Annotated in this window: 6 protein-coding genes and 1 pseudogene; 5 read left to right on the plus strand and 2 right to left on the minus strand. The window is 63.2% G+C overall.

Annotated elements, in window-relative coordinates; genetic code table 11:
- Positions 1-11: 11 nt before the first annotated feature.
- On the plus strand, positions 12-12,746 hold the full coding sequence (locus K288_RS45915) for a filamentous haemagglutinin family protein (RefSeq protein ID WP_084799656.1): 12,735 nt from the start codon (positions 12-14) through the stop codon (positions 12,744-12,746).
- Between the two features lie 603 nt (positions 12,747-13,349).
- Here the strand turns inward: K288_RS45915 and K288_RS0119360 are convergent.
- Together K288_RS0119360 and K288_RS0119365 are read right to left on the minus strand one after the other, a co-directional pair.
- Positions 13,350-13,937 (minus strand): ANTAR domain-containing protein, encoded by a 588-nt coding sequence (locus K288_RS0119360; protein ID WP_027581055.1) that lies wholly within the window; start codon positions 13,935-13,937, stop codon positions 13,350-13,352.
- Entirely contained in the window at positions 13,934-15,109 is a 1,176-nt protein-coding gene (locus K288_RS0119365) for a transporter substrate-binding domain-containing protein (protein WP_027581056.1), read from the minus strand. Before K288_RS0119365 ends, K288_RS0119360 begins: the two co-directional genes overlap by 4 nt.
- 406 nt (positions 15,110-15,515) lie before the next feature.
- Here K288_RS0119365 and K288_RS0119370 point away from each other — a divergent pair, with 406 nt between their 5' ends.
- The 4 genes and pseudogenes from K288_RS0119370 to K288_RS45920 all read left to right on the plus strand — a co-directional run bounded on the left by K288_RS0119370 (position 15,516) and on the right by K288_RS45920 (position 20,149).
- A complete protein-coding gene (locus tag K288_RS0119370; protein WP_027581057.1) occupies positions 15,516-16,916 on the plus strand; it encodes an amidase in 1,401 nt (466 codons plus the stop codon).
- A gap of 17 nt (positions 16,917-16,933) precedes the next feature.
- Entirely contained in the window at positions 16,934-17,932 is a 999-nt protein-coding gene (locus tag K288_RS0119375) for an acetamidase/formamidase family protein (protein WP_027581058.1), read from the plus strand.
- 33 nt (positions 17,933-17,965) lie between these two features.
- Entirely contained in the window at positions 17,966-19,204 is a 1,239-nt protein-coding gene (locus tag K288_RS0119380; RefSeq protein ID WP_051334615.1) for an urea ABC transporter substrate-binding protein, read from the plus strand.
- Between the two features lie 82 nt (positions 19,205-19,286).
- Positions 19,287-20,149: pseudogene (locus K288_RS45920) on the plus strand (branched-chain amino acid ABC transporter permease).
- Positions 20,150-20,154: the final 5 nt, after the last annotated feature.

The raw sequence follows: 20,154 nt of genomic DNA on the forward strand, positions 1-20,154 counted from the left end.
GAGGATTCCGTATGTCTATTCGGGGCGTCACATTCCAGCGGCATTCTCGGCCATCGTCCACCCAGCCGCGATTCCAGCCCAGAAGAGTTGCTGCGGCGTGGCTCGCCGGAGCAAGTGCGCTGGCCCTGACGCTGGCCGGAACGCAGGGGGCGGCTGCGCGGCCGTTCGGCAGCTACAGCGCGATGTCGGCGTCGACGATCGCGAGCGATGCTGCGGCCGCAGCGGCGCGGCAGGCCACTGAGGTTGCGAAGCAGAGCCAGGACGCGCTGACACGGGCGAGCCGGGCGATCCAGGCCATGCAGGCGGCGCAGTCTGCCGCGCGCAATGCCGCCGCGGCCTCGCAGCGCTCGACGACACTGCCCCAGGTGGCGGTGCCCAATGGACTTGGTGCGGGCGGGCTGCAGGTGGCGCCGGGTGCCGTGCCGGGCTCAGATCTCTGGAGAGGCGCCAATCTCCCGACGCAGGCGGCCGGCAGCAACGGCCAGACCGACGTCAACATCACGCAGAACGCGCCACAAGCGATCCTGAACTGGCAGACTTTCAACGTCGGCGCGCGCACGACACTGACCTTCGACCAGCAGGGTAACGCCAACTGGACCGCGCTTAACCGGGTGATCGGCGCGGGTGTTGGCCCGAGCCAGATCCTCGGCAACGTCAAGGCCGACGGCCAGGTGCTGGTGATCAACCAGAACGGCATCATCTTCGGCGGCGGCAGTCAGGTCAATGTCGGCTCGCTGATTGCGTCAAGCGCTGCGATTACCGATACTCAGTTCCTCACTCGGGGCATCTATTCGCAATCTGATCAGTCAACCAGCGTCCCTATCTACGCCCCGGCTTTCACCGACGCCGGTGGCAAGGTCATTGTCGAGGCGGGGGCGCAGATCGCGACGCATGCTCCCGCGACGGTGCAGGCCGGCGGTGGCTCGGTGCTGCTGCTCGGCACGGAGGTGACCAACAACGGCAGCATCATCACGCCCATGGGGCAGACCGCGCTGGTGGCGGGCAATAATTTCGTTCTGCGGCGGGGATACGGAACGGCGTCGAGCACGATCTCAACCACCCGCGGCAGCGAAATCGCGGCCACGACGCTGAATAGCGATAACAGCTGGTCTCCCGATGGCGGCACGGTCGCCAATACTGGACTGATCCTGTCGCAGCAGGGCGATATCACGCTGGGTGGTCACACCGTGGTCCAGGACGGCATCCTGATCTCGACCACCTCGGTCAACCAGCGCGGCACCATCCACCTGCTCAATTCGCTGTCGGACGCGACCGGTAGCGTCACGCTCACCGGCAACAGCGTGGCTCTGATCCTGCCGGAGACCGACGCCGCTGCCCAGATGCTGCCGGGACTCGATCCTGGCCTCACCGCGCTTAACAGCCAGCGCGACGCGCTGATGACGCCGACGACGGACATCAATGCGGGCGGGCAGTTCGACAACCGGACTGAGATCACCGACCGGCAGGCACTGTCGCGGGTCGAGATCGTCACCGGCGGCATCGTCGATTTCCAGAACCGCTCGTTGACCATGGCCCAGGGCGGCCAGGTTGTGGTCCAGGCCGGCAAGCGGGTGTTCACGGAAAGCGGCGCGACCATCGACGTCTCCGGCACCACCGGCACCGTGCTGGCGATGAACAGCAACAGCATCAAGGTCAACATCCAGGGCAATGAGCTGCGCGACAGCCCGCAGAATCGCGACAGCAAATCGCTGTTCAACAGCGACGTCTGGATCGACGTGCGCGACCTGACGCTGGTGCCGGCCGGCACCGGCGGCTATTCGTCCGACCGCTATTACACGCCGGGCGGTCTGCTGGAGGTCAGCGGCTATGTCGGCAATACCGGCCACAAGATCGGCGAATGGACCGCGGCTGGTGGCACCATCGTGTTGTCCGCGCCTGAAGTAGTGGCGCAAAAGGGCTCGATCTTCAACATCTCCGGCGGCTGGATGCAGTACCAGGGCGGCTACATGCGGCAGACTTACGTGCTCGGCAGCGACGGCCGCGTCTACAACATCAACAACGCGCCGGCCGACATGACTTACACGGCGGTGGTGAACGGCTTCATGGTCCAGCACAAGGTCGGCGGCAAGATCGATGCGGGCCTGACCGAGATTTATTCCAACCCGTTCAAAGGCTCGGCGCGCTGGGAGGACGGCTACATCGTCGGCCGCGATGCCGGCCAGCTCATTCTGTCGACGCCGACCTCGATTTTCGAGGGCAGCATCATCGCCGACATCGTCGATGGCGAACGGCAGTTCAACAAGCGGCCGTCCGGCGTCACTGACGGTTACAAGCTGAGCCAGACCACCGTGGCGCAGGCGGGCTCGCTGATCCTCGCGGACTACACGAGGGGCATCGACACGACGGTGGGTTTCGTGACGGACGTCAAGTTCGACCGCAATCTTCCGGCCATCGCCGATGCGCTGTCGCCGACCGCCGTGCTGCCAGAAGATAGTGTCAGCACCGCCTGGTTCGACAGCGATCGGCTCAATGCCTCCGGGCTGGGTGGCTTGACCATCAGGACCGGCGGCCACGTTGCAATCGACGCGCCGCTGACCCTGACGCCGGGCGGTCAGGTCACGATGGCTGCGCCGATCATCGATCTCAACGCCGTCATCACTGCGCGCGGCGGCAATGTGTCCTTCAGCAACGTGGTGGACATCGGCACTGGCACGCTGCCGACCATCGACGGCAAGCTTGGCGTGATCATGCATTCCGGCGCCAGCATCGACACACGCGGGCTGTGGACCAACGGACTTGCCGATCGCACCAATCTTTCAACCCTGGCCCTCGTCGATGGCGGCGACGTCTCGCTGGTGTCGCCACAATCAGTGACGCTGCAAGCCGGCAGCGTGATCGACGCGTCGTCCGGCGCCGCCCTCCTGCCCGATGGCAAGTTCAGGGGCGGCAAGGGCGGCAACGTCACCTTGGTGGCGGACCTGACGGACAGAGTAAACGACCCTGTCGGGGATCCCTTGATCCTCCAGGGTACGGTCCGCTCCTATGGCGTGACCAAGGGCGGCACCCTGACGCTGCAGAGTGGTACTGGTGTTCTGATCTCCAATCAGGCGCTGCTTACCGATGGCTTGTTGCCCGCGGGACAGGCCGCGCCGACGGTTCTGATTCTGGATCAGGATGTCACGATTCCCGCCGGTGCGCGGATTTCATTCTCGTTCGCGCAGACCTCACAATCGGCGCTGCCGGGCGTGGTGCTTCCGCGAGACATCAGTCAGCAGCTATCGAACGACGTGGTTGTTGCGTCCGATTGGGTGGTGCCGCCGGGCGGCGGGGTCCAGGATGTCGATTTCAATTTTTTCCCGGAAGGGCAGGTCGTTCCAGCAGGCACTCGATTGAACTTCGTTTCCCTTCGGGCGGGCTATGTCATTCCCCGCGACACGTTTCCAGACGGCCTCCCACTCGTTGACGCGATCACCTACAATTTCGCTGCGGGTTCGCTCGCGCCACAGACCATCGTGGTCCCAGCCGGAACTACGATTGCGCCCCAGAGCGTGCTTGACCAGACCGTGGCCATCAGGCCAATCCTCAACCTCGATCCCGGTTTGTTCAAGAGCGGCTTCTCGGACTACACGATCAAGAGCTCGCTCAGCATCGTCGTCGCCAAGGACACCACGGTCGACGTCGCCATGCCGGTTTATCGGTTCACCGGCGCGAACTACAGCGTGCCGACCGGCAGCGACCCCGCGGCCGCGCTCGAGCTCTGGACCCCGCCGCTCTACACCGAAGATCCCGTCAAGGGGCAACTGACCCAGCGCGCCGGTGCAAACTTGACGCTGAGTTTTGTGCCTCCGTTTGCGTCATCGTCATCCGGTATCGAACTCGATACCGGATCCGTCCTGCGCGTCGATCCCGGTCAATCGGTGCGCATCGACAGTGTCGAACAATTGACGATTGACGGCACGATCGAGGCGCATGGCGGATCGATCGTGCTCAACAATCCTGCGGTGATCGGCGACGCCACAGCCATTCCCGGTCAGTCGATCTGGCTTGGCGAGCATGCCAGGCTTGACGCATCGGCGGTTGCAGTGACTGCACGTGATACCCGCGACCGTCGCTACGGCGTTGTGCGCGACGGGGGTTCGATTGCGCTCACCGGCGGCAACAGTTTCGTGGTGATCCGCCCCGGCGCCGTGCTCGATGCATCGGGTGCCAGTGCTACGTTTGACATCCCGGACGGGACCACCTCACGATCGGCGTCCGCGGTCGATGTCGCCAGCAACGGCGGCAGCATCACGCTCGAATCCCGCTCGGGGATCTATCTGGACGGCGGCCTGCGGGCCGCATCGGGCGGCGCAGGCGCATCCGGCGGAACGTTGTCGATGGCGCTCGAGATCAGCAGGCTGCTCACGGACACTCCTCCCTTGCCGGAGTTCTTTCGACCGGAAGACGCTCCGCGCTACCTGACCATCAGCCAGAATTACGTCGCCAGCGGATTGAGCGACAGCGCGACACCCGGTGTTCTCGATCCTTCTCTGGTCTATGGTCAGGCCCGGATCAGCGCCGCGCAGATCGGGGCCGGCGGGTTCGGCAATCTGTCCCTGAAATCCACCGACATGTTCGCGTTCGAAGGTGCGGTGTCGCTCAAGCTGCCGCAAAGCGTGTCGTTCTACGAAGGGGCACTGGTGAGCACCGATGCAGTCAGTCCGGTGACGATCAGCGCTCCCTATGTCCTGCTTCAGGGATACGCGCAGGTCCTGGCGGCCGAGCGCACGAGGGTCTCCCTGAAATCGACCGGCGCGACGTTGAGGATCGCGGCGGATCTGATCGACGTTCAGAACCAGGTCGAATTCGGCAGGAACGGCTATCTCCAGGATTCGAACAGCGGAGTGCATGAGCTTTACGATCAGGCGGGCTTCCGCGCGATCGATCTGGTCAGTAGCGGCGACATCCGTTTCGTGCGCAGCACGGTGGCGAAGGACATCAGTGCCAGCGGACAGCCCACATCGCTGTCGACCGTCGGCGATCTCACACTCACCGCGGCCCAGCTCTATCCGACCATCGGTACCCAGGGCGAAATCCACGCCGGGCTCGACCCTGCCTTGACGGACGCCCGGCTGACGATCCGGCGCATTGGCGATGACATGCCGCAGGCGCCGTTCTCGGCGTTCGGCAAATTGTCGCTGCAGGCTCCGATCATCGATCAGGGCGGCATCATCCGCGCGCCGCTCGGTGACATCACGCTCGACGGCAGCCGCCAGGTGAATCTGCTTCCGGGCAGCGTCACCTCGGTGAGCGCGGCCGGACTTGTGCTGCCGTTCGGCGGCACGACGGACGGCTTGACCTACAGATATAATGGCGCAGATGTCACGTTCGGGCCCACCGATCCGGCGCGGTCCGGCGGCACCATCACGATGGCGGGGCTGGTGACTGTGCATCATGGCGCGACGCTCGATCTGTCCGGCGGCGGCGAACTGGCGGGCGCGGGCTTCGTTTCGGGCCGCGGCGGCTCGGTCGACGTGCTGACCACGGCGCTGGCCAACGCCAACCCCGCGAATTCGTTCAGCAAGGCGGGCAACGCGGTCTATGCCGTCGTGCCCGGCTACGCCAGCAACTATGCTCCCGTCGATCCAGGGGCCGGCGCGGCGCCCGGCGTCGGCCGGCAGGTCACCATTCCGGCTGGCGTTCCCGGATTGCCGGCGGGTACCTACACGCTGTTGCCGGCTCGCTATGCGCTGTTGCCTGGCGCGTACCGCGTTGAACTTGGCGATACCATGCGCACGCCGATCTCGGGCGCCGTCAAGCTCGAAAACGGTTCCTACGCGATCAGCGGCACCACGAGCATCGCCAATACGTCGATCCGGAATGCGTTGCCGACGCAGATGCTCATCACATCGGGCGCGACGGTGCGCACATACTCGCAATATGACGAGATGGATTACACCCAGTTTGCCTTGGCGAAGGCCGCGACATTGAGTCAGGCGCGGCCTGCGGTTCCGCTCGACGGCAAGACCTTGAACCTGCGCGTTGATCCGGGCGCGAGTGAAGCGTTCATCTTTGACGGCACGGCGCTATTGCAAGCTGCGGAGGGTGGCCTCGGCGGGACGGCGAGTGTCGATCTCAGGAACGGTAGTGATGGTACGCCACTCGAGATCTTCGGCGCGGCGCCGACGCCTGGATATGACGGCGTATCCATCCGTGCGTCCGCACTCAGCGCGCTGCACGCACCGCGGCTGTTGATCGGCGGCGAGACCCAATTCAAGGTTGAGTCTCCCGCGACGATCGGTTTCAAGGGGCAGGCGAGGACGGTCGTCGTGCGCGACGGCGCGCATCTGAGCGCGTCTGAAATTTTCCTGATCGCGACGCCAGGGTCGATTTTCGACGCGTTTGGCGGTGGTTCGATCACGATCGAAGCCGGCGCACGCCTCGACACGCTGGGCCAGGGGGTGGTGCCCTACGATTCGTCGAATGGATACATTTACAACCCTAGCGGCAACACGATGGTGGCGGTGTCGAACGGTTGGCTCAACTTCCTGCCACCGACCACAGGCGGATCTTCGAAGCCGGGCAGCATCAGTATTGGAACATGTCCGAGCGGAGCCTGTTCGAGCGATGCGCGGCTGCTCGCCGGCGGCACGATCGCGGTGGCCACGGACGGCGCGGTGCAGTTCGGTACAGGCTTCAGGTTCGGTGCGAAGTATCTTTCCATTGCGGTATCGACCATCAGTGTGGGCGACGCGGCGTCAATGGCAGGCGCCACGGTGCCGAACGGCTTCCTCCTGAACCAGGGCGTGCTTGACGGGCTTCTCAAGGGCGACGCAATTCTCGGAGCGCCTGCGCTGGAACGCCTGACGCTGGCGGCGCGGCAATCGATCAACTTCTTTGGCTCGGTCGATCTGAACACGATTGATCCGGCAACGGGCAAATACCTCCTGAACGAGCTCGTGCTGAATACGCCGGCGGTCTACGGCTATGGCGGCGCCAGTGACGTGACAACGATCACGACCGGTACGCTGTATTGGAACGGCGTCATGGGCCTGGACGAACTTGGGCAACCGAACAGCGTTCTCCCAGGCCCCGTGATCCAGAACGGCCCTGGTACCGGCAGCGGCAGCTTCAACGTCAATGCCGATCGCATCGTGTTCGGCTTTGCCGAGACCGATCGGAAGCGCAAGGATGTCACGCTCGATCGTCTCTTGCTCGGATTTGCGACGGCCAATTTCAGCGCGCGCGATCGCATCACGGCGAACGCCAACGGATCGCTGTCGATCTATCAGGCCCAGGGCGATTATGTCGAAGGCAGCGGCTACAGCTACAGCGGCGGCACGCTGAACCTGATCACGCCACTACTCACCGGTGAGGCTGGATCGGTCAACATCATCACGGCAGGCGGCGCGCTGACCTTGCGCGCGGCGCCGGGGACCACCGCTGCGCCGGTCACTGCCGACAATCTCGGCGCCGAACTGTATCTCAAGGCGGCCAGCATCACCCAACTCGACACCACCATCGCACTGCCGAGCGGGCGGCTGACCATGGACGCCGCGGGCGACATCATGCTGGCGTCGCCGTCCCGTATCGACGTCGCCGGCCGCGAAGTGACGTTCTTTGACACCGCCAAGTACAGCTGGGGCGGCGATGTCGTGCTGACCAGCACCGGCGGCAACGTCATCCAGCAGGCCGGCGCGGTGATCGACATCTCCGCCGCCAACAACGATGCCGGCACGCTCTCGGTGCAGGCGCTTGGTGCAGGCGCGGGACATGTCGAGCTCGCCGGCGTGATCAAGGGCGACAGCACCGGAAGCTACGACATCGGCGGCGGCACCATCGTGGCGTATGATAAAGGAAGCATCGATGTTCGCGCCCAGACCCTGGCCGATTTCGCGGGGCTGAACACGCGCCTGACCGAGAGCGGCGTCACCGGCGCCCGCACCTTCGTGCTCAAGCAGGGCGACCTCACCATTGGCGACGAAGTGAAGGCGCGAGCGGTGACGATTTCGGTCGACGGCGGCAGCCTGACCGTGGCCGGCACCATCGATGCCCATGGCGACCAGGCGGGCACCATCCGCCTGTCGGCGCGCGATAATCTCAGGCTTGCATCTGGCTCGATGCTGGACGCGCACGGCACCGTGCTGCGGGTGGACAGCTACGGCCAGCCGATAGAGGCGCCGAACCGCGCCACCATCGAGCTGACCTCGTCGGAAGGGCGGCTGCAGCTCGATCCGAACGCCGTCATCGACGTGCGCTCGGCGGATGGCGTGCCGCGTGGCCAGATCAATCTCAATGCTAGGCGCACCGGCGAGACCTCGGGCGATGTCCAGATCGATGCCGCGGGTCCGCTCGACATCAGAGGGGCGCAGAGCATCGCGGTGAACGCGTTCTGGACCTACAAGCCGACTGGCGACAACGGCACCATCGTCCAGAACAATGGCGGCGTCGCTCCGGTTTTCAAGGACACCGACGGCGTCGAGTATATCGGCCTGGACCAGATCGATGCGCGCAGCCAGGATTTCATGGCGAACGCGCTTCACAACGGCGATCTGCTGGGCCGACTCTCTGGTCTCAGGAGCTACAGCGACGCCTTCCACCTGCGTCCCGGCGTCGAGATCCGGGCCAACGGCAATCTCACGGTTTCGGGCGATCTCGATTTCTCAAGCTATCGCTACGACAGCCTGAACCCGCGCAATGGAAAGACAGCGATCTACGGCTCGGGCGAACCGGGCGCGCTGGTGATCCGGGCCGGCGGCGACCTCAACATCTACGGCAGCATCACAGACGGCTTCGGCAAGCCGGCGGCGTCCGATGACGACAACGGCTGGGTGCTGTTTCCGTTATTGGCTGGTGCCCCAAACACTGATTCTGTTGAGAGCACCATACTTCCCATCGGGGTGACGCTGGCTGCCGGATCGACGTTCTTCGTCGGTGGCGCGCTGAATTTCGCCATCCCGCTGGGCGAGGGAACGACGTTGAAGTCAGATGTCGTGATCCCGACCGCAGTGACGCTGGCGCAATCGTTCACTGTGCCGGCGAGCGGCATCGTGGCGACGGCGACAATCCGTCTACCAGACGGGCAGGTGTTCGCCCGAGGGCAAATGATTCCCGGCGGGACGGAGTTGCCACGTGACACGGTGCTTGCCGCCGGAACGAGGTTGCCGGGTCAGATCTTCATTCAGCAGATGACCTGGCCGGCCGGCGTCTCTCTGAATGTCATCAGTGGGCGCATAGCATTGGCGCAGGACACTCCCGTCCCCGCCGGCTCGATCAATCCCCAGGGATCCCTCGTTACTTTGGTCGACGAGAATGGCGAGATCGTTTCTGGTCTGCCGACGCGCAAGGCCGGTTCGGACGGAAGTCAGGGTAAGGTCTGGGCGACCGCGCCGATGCTGCCGGCGGGCTCGCTGTCGTGGTCGATGCGGCTCGTGGCTGGCGGAGACCTGTCGTCGGCTGACAGCCGCACCTTGAGGCCGGGCAATGTCGGCAACATCAATCTGTCGGACAGACACTATACCGGAACAACACAGCGCGCGCTCGTGATCGACCCGAACAATCCGTATGGCCTTATCCCAGGTGTGGACAACCCCGCTGATTGGTGTTTCCTTGAAGGCGCATGCATCGCGGCGGGACCAGAACAGTACACCGCGAACGGAAATTTGCGCAGCGTGCTGCGCACCGGCACCGGCGATCTCGAATTGCTGGCCGCCGGCAACTACACCCAATACTCGCTCTATGGCGTTTACACCGCCGGGACGCAGACGCCGGTGGCCGCTAATCCGGATGGAACGACACCCTATTATCCTGACCATGGTGGCAACGTGCTGCTGGCGGTTGGCGGAAGCATCACGGGCATGACTGAATCGAACGAGAATCTCGGCCCGTCATACGGCTTCGCGATGACCGGCAATGGCGTCGGCAACTGGCTTTGGCGCCAGGGGGACCAGACCGGCAATCAGTCGACGGCCTGGTGGATCAATTTCGGCACCTATCTCGACGTCCCGGCGTTTGATGGAACGGTTGTTCGAACGGTAAGCGGGTTCACTGGTCTCGGCGCGCTCGGCGGCGGCAATGTCACCGTTCTCGCCGGCGGCGACGTTGGTTCGTCCGGGTTCGGTGCAAGCATGAACCCCGTGCTCGACCTGGCAATCGGCAGCACGGGCCGCGTCACGTCAGTCACGAGGGACGGCAGCATCGTCACCGGCGGAACCATCGATTTCACCGGGGGCGGCGACCTGACTGTCAGGATTGGTGGGGGGTATTATGGGGGCTCGTCCGCGACGCTGACGAATTTGCGCGGCAATATCGACCTGCGCGCCGGATCGATTGGCACCATCGACCTCTCCCTTGGATACGGAGTGCCGATACAAGACGATCCGCGGGCGCCGGATCCACTGACGCCCTATTCTGCCATGAATATCCATAGTGGCAGTGGAGCGAGTATCGTGCTGGGCGACGGCCACGCGGCTCTCGCGACGCTCCGTGACCTCGTGATGCAGGGCGCCAGCGATCCCGGCCTGCTGCCAACCAGAAATCCCAACGCCCAGAGCTTTTTCTCACTATCGACCTCCACCGCGTCGGTCGACCTGTTCTCTGCCGGTGGCAACATCGCTCCGCTGGCCGGTTCGCAACCTGTCCTCCGCGTTGCTGCTGCCAACGGCAATATCTACGGCGACAACACGACATTCTTCGAATTGGCGCCGTCTCCCACGGGGCAACTCGAGCTCTTGGCGCAGGGGTCGATCTTCGCCAACGGCGCTTCCTACACCATGTCTGGCGCGCCGAACGATCCAAACTCGATCCCCAACCCCTTCAAGCCAAGTTCCAACCCAAGTCTGTTCAGCTTCGTCGCCGACACTCCGATCACCCATCTGCATGCTGATGACACGGACCCGATCCGGTTCTATGCGGTGAACGGCGACATTGTCGGCCTCAACACAGGCACTATGTTTCTCGCATCTGAGCCAGGCGCGACGCCCACCTATCAGGCCGCAAAATCGATGCGGATGCTGGCCGGCCGCGACATCGTCAGCACCGGCGGCTTGATCATGAACAATGCCGTGACCGACATCTCCGTGATGTCCGCCGGACGCGACATCATCTACGGCAGCCTCAGTGTTGCGGGACCCGGCCTGCTGGAGGTCACCGCGGGCCGCAATATCTACCAGGGCGACAAGGGCGTGCTGCACAGCGTGGGCGCGGTCGTCGACGTCAACCCGCAGAATCGCAGCGGCGGCGCCAGCATCGTGATGACGGCGGGCGCGGCGCAGGCGGGGCCGAACTATACCGGGTTTGCCGAACTCTACCTCGATCCGGCCAATGCCGCCGATCCGTCAAGGCCGCTGGGCGAGCAATCCGGTAAGGTGATCCAGACCGCCGATTCGATCGCTTCGCTCGCGGATCTAGCCACCTGGCTGAAGACCAAGGCCGGCTACACTGGCGACGCGGCCGGCGCGCTGGCCTTCTTCAACAACCTGCCGGCCGACAAGCGCTCGACCTATCCATCCGACCCGCTGCTGTTCGCATGGCTGAAGTCGACGCAAAATTACGCCGGCGATCTCGGCAATGCCGCCGCGTTCTTCCTCGGCCTGAAGACCGAGCAGCAACAGCAATTCACCTACAACGCCATGCTCTACCTGTGGCTGCAGGATCGCTACGGCCCCGACCAGAAGCCCTTTGTCCAGGACGGCAAGACCTACGTCTTCACCGGCAACCAGGACGATGCGCTGGCCTTCTTCAAGTCGCTGCCGGTGGCGCAGCAGGGAATTCTGGTGCGCCAAGTGTATTACAACGAGCTCAGGGTCAGCGGCCGCGAATACAACGATGCCAACGGCCCGCGGCCAGGCAGCTACCTCCGCGGCCGTGAGGCGATCGCCGCGCTGTTCCCGGACAAGGCCGCCGACGGCAGCCCGATCAGCTACGCCGGCGATATCACGATGTTCAGCGCGCTGATCCCCTCTGGGAGTGACGGCGTCCCACCGACCCTCAGGGATGGCGGTGTCCGTACGGACTTCGGCGGCGACATCCAGACCCTGACACCGGGCGGACAGACGCTGGTCGGCGTCGAGGGCGTCGTGCCCGGCGCCGATGCCGGATTGATCACGCGGGGCGGCGGCGACATCCAGGTGTATTCGAAGGGCAGCGTGCTGCTCGGCCTGTCGCGCATCATGACCACGTTCGGCGGCGACATCGTGATCTGGTCGGCGGAAGGCGACATCAACGCCGGCCGCGGATCGAAGACGACCATACTCTTCACGCCGCCGCGGCGCGAGTATGACCTGTGGGGCAATGTGAGCCTGTCGCCGGCCACTCCATCGGCCGGTGCCGGCATCGCGACCCTCAATCCGATTGCGGAAGTCCCGCCTGGTAACATCGACCTGATCGCGCCGCTCGGCTCCATCGATGTCGGCGAAGCCGGCATCCGTGTCTCCGGCAACGTCAATCTGGCCGCCTTGCAGGTCATCAACGCCACCAACATCCAGGCCGCGGGCACCATCACCGGCGTTCCCACGGTGCAGGCGCCGCCGGTGTCCCTGGTGACGACGAGCAACAATATCGCGGCGGCTACCCAGCAAACCGGCTTGCCGCAGAATAAGCGCTCCGATCAGCCGTCGATCATTATCGTTGAATTCATGGGGTTTGGTGGCGGCGATGGGACGCCTGCGCAAGAACCGAATGACGGCCAGCGCAAGAAGCAGGATGATCGGCAGGGCTATAACGACAACAGCGCGGTTCAGGTCCTGGGAGCCGGTTCGCCCACCGAGGCGCAATGGCGAAGGCTCGCCACTGAGGGCAAGCTGTGATGGTCTTCAGAGGAGCCCCTTTGCCAAGGCATCAATTTACGCCCTGGTCAGAAGCCGACCGAGCATTTTCGCGGCGCTGGATCGCGCACGAACGGCGGTTTTCGGCGACTATCAAGACGCCACGTCGCGAGTTACGCCGCTCTCCGGTAAGAAAACAGGGCTTCTGCGATAGTGGGTATCGCGATGTAGCGCTCCCCCGCTACCAGAAAACCCCATCAAATGAATGGCTTACGTAAATCGCGCGGCGCGTTGCAGTTGGTGCGCCGGCTTCGTAGCAAATCGGTAGCGTCAAGGCTGTCGCGGAGGATCGTCGAGTCCTTGAACTCGGGCGCATTCGAATCCTTCGTTGTTGCCGTTTGAAATCCGTCGAGGGCGCCCGTTGAAAGGGAAATGCTCTCGGTGCCAAACCTCCAAAACCAATCGGAATTGCGCCACCAGCCTAGGCCTCAAAGATCCAGCGATTCGTTGGGCAGGTTGGGACCGGGACGGGTCTTGGCAGTTGGGCCACGCAAGCCTGCGCCGACCCGCACTTGGATCGTTTGCTGCGGCCACGAAATACTTAAGGGGTTCGCGGACGCTTCGCAGTTTTCTGCGTTATGGCGATTATCCAGTGGCTCGAGGGAGGCTGCCCCTAGCCGCGATCTCCGCCGACATCTGCTCGATGGTCTTGCGCTGTTCCATGGCAGCTCGCCGGATCAGTGCAAAGGCGGCGGGCTCGGCGACGGAGTGGGTATGCATCACCTGAAGGACGGCAGCCAATACGAGGCGACGCGAGCGCAGGCGCTCTTCGAGCTTTAGGACCTGTTGCTTCAACTCGTTGGTACGCTCGGTCCGCTCGAACGCCATTACCAGCGCGGCGTAAATGCCCGCGGAGCGCAGCGGCTTGACCAGAAACGATGCCGGATCGAGTTCCAGCACCAGCTTCAGCCGGCTTGGAGTCTCCGTGCCGAGTAGGGCAATGACGGGACATTGTCCAAGTAGCGCCCGCCGCGTCGGCGAGGCGAGCGGCAGGAATTCATCGTCGATCAGCATCACATCCGCCTGACCCGCAAGAGCGCTTCCTTGCTCCCATGTGAGTACGTCGAGTCCCAGACGTTCGAACTGGCGCCTGACGATCGACAGGTCACGCTCGTCCTTAATGGCGACGAGGGCCTTGCGGCCGCGGAGGGAAAATGAAGACGGTTTGCTCATTTCACAACCCGCAAGTGGAGCGCACTCGACGACGATCCGTCCCTTGACTTTTCGCGTACAGGGCCGACGGCGATGTCGAACTGCGTCAGGTAGGGATCCGGCTTAACGGGCGCGTCGGACTCCCAGAAGATGTCAAACTGGCCTTGCGCATTGGAGACGGCGAGGCGTGGCGTAAGGACGCAATGGTTATTGCCACCATCGATCCAGACAGGTCCCTGCGGCGAATTGTAGCGATAGCCGGCCGCTGCGCGCCGTACCTCGCCAATGTTCGATGTCCCGGCCCGACGCAGCGCGCGTGCCAGCAGATAAACCGCGACATAGGCGGATTGTCCGTCGACGGAGGGGCTGCTCGCTTCACCGTAACGCGCCTTCCAGCGCTGCACGAAGGCAAGGTTCTCCGGCAGGCGGATGCTTTCGAAATAGGCTGACGACGTGATGCATCCGGCGGATGCGGGTCCGACGATCTTGAGCTCCGGCTCGCAGAGGCTGCAACTCAGCATCGGAATGTCGAGGCCGGCAGCTGTGGTGGCGGCATGAAAGGCGCGGATGAAATCGTAGCTCGAGCTGCCGACGAGCGTATTGAAGACGACCGGCGGCTTGCGGCGGACGATCTCATCGACGATGTGGCCGACTGCGCTTTCGCCCAGCTCGAGCAGCCGTTCGGCAAGAATGCTTCCTTGCGCCGCCTTCACCAGCTCGCGGGTGACGCGATTGGTCTCCCATGTCCAGACATAGTTGGATCCGACGCAGAAGATGTGCCGTGACACGTTGTCGAGCACGTACCGCACCAGCGGCAGGACATTATGGTTCGGCGACGCGCCGACGTACATGACGTTGTCGGAACATTCGAACCCTTCGTAACGGGCGGGATACCAGAGCAGGCGATCGGTGCGCTCGACGATCGGTAGCACCTGCTTGCGTGAGGCCGAGGTGTAGCAACCGATGATATGCTCGACCCCGGCGTTGCGGATAAGGTCGTCGCAAACCGTGTGGTATTCCGAAATGACTCCGCGGGGATCGCCGACGTGCGCAGTGAGCGAGAAATCGAAGTCAGGGTGATCGTTGATCTCGTCTACCGCCATCAGGGCGCTCTTGAGTATCTCGCGCCCCATGGCCTGATAGGGCCCGGACTGCGAACATAGGATCCCGACTGGAACCGACGGCTTTGTCATTGATAGCTTTCGACGGAGCGGAGCTTTGAGGAAATCATCATCGCCGATGCCAGTGCAAGAGGTCTTGCCGATTTGCTGCGCATGGCGATTGCGAAATTTGTGCAACCTCCCTCGTTGACAACGCGCTGGACACGAACCTAGAATTTTCTGCTACCGGGCTTACTGTCGAACCTTATCTGTTTCGGTCAGGCCGATGACGTCCTGATCCCTGCAGCGACTGCTTCGTTCGATCTTGAGCCCATGCGATAGACCATAGCAGCGGCATTAGAGCCATTCGTCACCTCATTCCGGAGGGGCGGGTGGCTTTTTTCTTTTGCCGCACAAGAAGCTGGCGAAACATGTGTGTCGTCAGGCCGATGCTGCGTGCGACGATCGGCCGTGAGCGACGAGTGAGGAACAAAAGGCGATGCCGACGACAGATATTTGCTATCTCGGATTGGTCGAGGTTGGGCAGCAGATACAGGCGAAGAAGCTGTCGCCCGTCGAAGTGACGAAGGCGATGCTTCAGCGGATTGATCGGCTCGATCCCAAGCTTAAAAGCTACGCCTATGTCATGGCCGATTCCGCGCTTGCGGAAGCGGCCGTCGCAGAAAAGGAAATCGCCTCCGGCAAGATCAAGGGGCCGCTGCACGGCGTGCCGATCGCAGTCAAGGATCTCTGCTGGGCCAAGGGCGCGCCAGCCGCGCACGGCATGACCATCCACCACGACTTCCGTCCGAGCGAGGACGCCACGGTGGTCGCGCGCCTGAAGGATGCGGGCGCGATCATCCTCGGCAAGCTGCAGCAGACCGAGGGCGCCTACGCCGATCATCATCCGAAGATCGACCCGCCGAAAAACCCGTGGAATGCAGATTTGTGGTCGGGAGCGTCGTCGAGCGGCTCGGGTTCCGCCACCGCGGCCGGCCTCTGCTTTGGATCACTCGGTACCGACACCGGCGGCTCGATCCGCTTTCCGTCCGCAGCCAACGGTATCACCGGGCTGAAGCCGACCTGGGGGCGGGTCAGTCGCTACGGCGCGTTCGAACTCGCCGCGACGCTGGATCATATCGGGCCGATGACGCGCAGCGCGGTCGATTGCGGCGCCATGCTCGGTGCGATCGCGGGCGAGGACGCCAAGGACACCACCGCCGTGCCGCTCGCTGTGCCGGACTATCTTGCAGGCCTGTCCGGCAGTCTGCGGGGCGTTGTGATTGGCGTCGATCGGCGCTGGACCAGCGAAGGCACGGATGAGGCCGCAAGCAAGGTCCTCAGCGAAGGTTTGCGCACCGCGGTGGACCTTGGCGCCAAGGTCAGTGAGATCACCTTTCCGGATACCAAGGCGATTGTCGACGACTGGTTTCCGCTTTGCGGCATCGAGGCGGCGGTCGCGCATGAGGCGACCTATCCTTCGCGCAAGGACGAATATGGCCCGGCGCTTGCGGGACTGCTCGATCTCGGTCTGCAGCAATCCGGCACCGACTATCAGAAGATCGTGCTGCGGCGCGAAGCGTTTCGCGGTGCAGTGCGGCGGCTGTTCGAAACCGTCGATCTCATCGCCATACCGGCCCAGGCTTTTGCTGCACCGACGCTCGCCAAGATGGCGACGCTCGGCGAAGATGCTTCCCTGATCGCCGGACTGCTGCGCTTCACTTGCCCGTTCGACATGACTGGAAGCCCGACCATTACCCTTCCCGGCGGCTTCGCCCCGAACGGCGGTCCGGTCGCATTCCAGTTTGTCGGCCGCCACTTCGACGAAGCCGGGCTTGTCCACGCCGGCGACGCGTTCCAGCGCGTCACCGACTGGCACAAGCGTCATCCCGCTCTCTGATCCAAGGAGCCATTCGCATGACAGCGGAAGATTGGTTGCAGAGTTCCATCATGTCGAAGCGCGCCGTCGCCAAGGGCGTGGCCGGCACGAAGCGCAGTCTGACCATCGAACAGCAGGGGGGCTTTCACTACGTCTACGGCCCCTATGCCAAGCCGACATTATCGATCGACCCGGGCGAGGTCGTTGTCGTCGAGACCGAGGACGCTTTCGGCGGCGTACTCAAAAGCGAGAGCGACAGTCCCACGGCTAAACTGAACTTTCCGTACCTAAACCCGCAATGCGGACCGATTGCGGTCAAGGGCGCCAAGAAGGGCGATTGCCTCGCCGTCTATATTCATGACGTCGAGACGCGCGGCGAGCAGCCGGCCGGAACGACCTGCATCATCCCCGAATTCGGCGGGCTCGTCGGGACAGCCTCGACAGCGATGCTCAATCCGCCGCTGCCGGAGCGCGTCCGCAAGCTGCATGTCGACAGGAATGGCGTGCGCTGGAACGACAAGATCACGCTGCCCTACGAGCCGTTCATCGGCACGATCGGCGTGTCGCCCGAGATCGAGGCGATCTCTTCCCTGCAGCCGGACTATCATGGCGGCAACATGGACCTGCCCGATGTCGCACCCGGAGCGATTCTCTATTTCCCGGTGCATGCCGAGGGCGCGCTTCTCTACGTCGGCGACTGCCATGCGACACAGGGAGACGGCGAGCTCTCCGGTGTTGCGCTCGAGCAGCGCGCGACGGTCACGCTCCAGATCGATCTGATCAAGAACTGGAGCTTTGCCTGGCCGCGTCTGGAGACGCGCGATTTCATCATGACCATCGGGAGCGCACGCCCGCTCGAGGATGCGGCCCGCATCGCCTATCGCGAGCTCACGCGATGGATGAGTGCTGACTACGGCTTCGACGAGATCGACGCGTACATGCTGCTCAGCCAGGCAGGGCGCATGCGGCTCGGAAACATGGTCGACCCGAAATACACGATGGGTGCATCGATCCTGAAAAATTATCTCAAGGCGTGAACGTCGGCCGCTTTTCAACAAGGGGACATTTCCATGAAATCAGGACATCTGCTCAGGACTGCTGTTTTTGGCGTCGCGCTGGGGACGGCGGCGTTCGGAGTTGCTCGGGCAGCCGAGCCGCCGTTGAAAGTCGGTCTGCTCGAAGACGTGTCCGGCGATCTTGCGTTCATGGGCATGCCGAAATTGCACGGCTCGCAGCTTGCGGTCGAGGAGATCAACAAGAGCGGTGGCATCCTCGGGCGGCAGATCGAACTCATCCATCTCGACCCGCAGGGCGACAATGCCCGCTATCAGGAGTTTGCGCGACGTCTGCTCAGCCGCGACAAGGTCGACGTGCTCATCGGAGGTATCACGTCTGCTTCGCGCGAGGCCGTTCGGCCGATCATCGATCGGACGACCACGCCGTATTTCTACACCAACCAGTATGAAGGCGGCGTCTGCGACGCGAGCATGATCAGCATGGGGGCGGTGCCCGAGCAGCAGTTCTCGACGTTGATTCCCTGGATGGTCGAGAAGTTCGGCAAGAAGGTCTACGTCATCGCCGCCGACTACAATTTCGGACAGATTTCGGCGGAGTGGAACCGCAAGATCATGAAGGATCTCGGCGGCGAAGTCGTCGGAGAGGAATTCATCCCGCTCGGCGTCTCACAGTTCGCGCAGACGATCCAGAACATCCAGAAGGCGAAGCCGGATTGGCTCCTGACGATCAATGTAGGCGCTGCCCAGGACTCGTTCTTTGAGCAGGCCGCCGCGGCGAAGCTCAACCTGCCGATGGGCTCGTCGATCAAGGTTATGCTTGGTTTCGAGCATAAACGATTCAAGCCGCCGGCGCTCAACAACATGCATGCGACCGCAAACTGGTTCGAGGAGATCGATACGCCCGAAGCCAACGACTTCAAGAAGCGCTGGCATGCAAAGTTCCCGGATGAACTCTACATCAACGACATGGGCTACAACGCCTATAACGCGCTCTACATGTACAAGACGCTGGTCGAGAAGGCGAAATCGACCAAGCTCGAGGACATGCGCAAGGTGATCGCGACAGGCGATGCCTGCATCGACGCGCCCGAGGGCAAGGTCTGCATCGATCCGAAGAGCCAGCACACGTCACACCGTATGCGCCTGATCTCCGTCGGTCCCCAGCATGAAGTGACCGTCGAAAAGGATTACGGCACGATCAAGCCATATTGGCTTGGGGACATCGGTTGCGATCTCACCAAGAAGAACGACAAGGATCAGTACACGCCGAGTCATTTGCCCAACAAGTCGTGAAGCCGCCGGTTGTGTCATGACTTTGGACTGCATGGGCGCCGCATGGCTGCGGCGTCCATGATGAAGGAGCAGGAGACCGACGATGTCGGCTGAACTATTCTCGGTATTCTATCAGTTTGCCGACGTCTTCGCGTTTCTGATCCTCTCGGCGGCAGGGCTTGCCATCGTGTTCGGCATGATGGGCGTCATCAACATGGCGCATGGCGAGTTCATCATGTGCGGCGCCTATGTGACGGTCGGACTTGTGAAGCTCGGCGTGCCGCTTGCCCTTGCCCAGGGGCTTGCCGCGGTGACGGCAGGATTGATCGGCGTTGCCGTCGAATACCTCATTGTTCGGCGGCTATATAAAAGGCCGCTGGATTCTCTGCTCGCCACCTGGGGACTCAGCCTGATCGTCACGCAGTCGATGCTCCTCATCGTGGGATCGTCGATAACGGGGATTGGCACGCCGGAGGGCAGCTTTGCGATCGGCGGCTACACGTTCTCGACCTATCGCCTCGTGCTGTTCGCCTGCGCGGTCGCGGTGCTGATCGGCCTCTACATCACCTTCATGAAGACACGGTTCGGCGTGATTGCGCGGGCGACGATGCAAAATGCTGCGATGGCAAAGGCGCTGGGGGCGCGCACCGGGCGAATCTATGCCATCAGTTTCGGCATCGGCGCCGGGCTCGCAGGCCTTTGCGGCGCGCTCTATGCACCGACGATGACGCTGATTCGATGGGCGCAACGTTTGTGGTGGAAAGTTTCGTCACCGTCGTGGTCGGCGGCGCCAATGTCCTGCTCGGCACCGCGCCGGCCGCCGTAGTTTTGGCAATGATTCGAATGGCCCTGAATGCGAGCTATGGGCAGATCATCGGCCAGATCGGCATGTTGTTTGCAGTGATCCTGATCATCCGTGTCTTGCCCGAAGGCCTTTCCAGCGTGCTGGTTCGTCGCGGGCGCTGAGCGAG

Origin of the sequence: Bradyrhizobium sp. Ai1a-2, assembly GCF_000426245.1 — a bacterium.
Lineage (GTDB): Bacteria > Pseudomonadota > Alphaproteobacteria > Rhizobiales > Xanthobacteraceae > Bradyrhizobium.

Excerpts from the sequence above, each read along its gene's own strand:
- K288_RS0119380 (WP_051334615.1), top strand. The coding sequence starts at position 17,966 with ATGAAATCAGGACATCTGCTCAGGACTGCTGTTTTTGGCGTCGCGCTG.
- K288_RS0119375 (WP_027581058.1), top strand. The coding sequence starts at position 16,934 with ATGACAGCGGAAGATTGGTTGCAGAGTTCCATCATGTCGAAGCGCGCC.
- K288_RS45915 (WP_084799656.1), top strand. The coding sequence starts at position 12 with ATGTCTATTCGGGGCGTCACATTCCAGCGGCATTCTCGGCCATCGTCC.
- K288_RS0119370 (WP_027581057.1), top strand. The coding sequence starts at position 15,516 with ATGCCGACGACAGATATTTGCTATCTCGGATTGGTCGAGGTTGGGCAG.
- K288_RS0119360 (WP_027581055.1), bottom strand. The coding sequence starts at position 13,937 with ATGAGCAAACCGTCTTCATTTTCCCTCCGCGGCCGCAAGGCCCTCGTC.
- K288_RS0119365 (WP_027581056.1), bottom strand. The coding sequence starts at position 15,109 with ATGACAAAGCCGTCGGTTCCAGTCGGGATCCTATGTTCGCAGTCCGGG.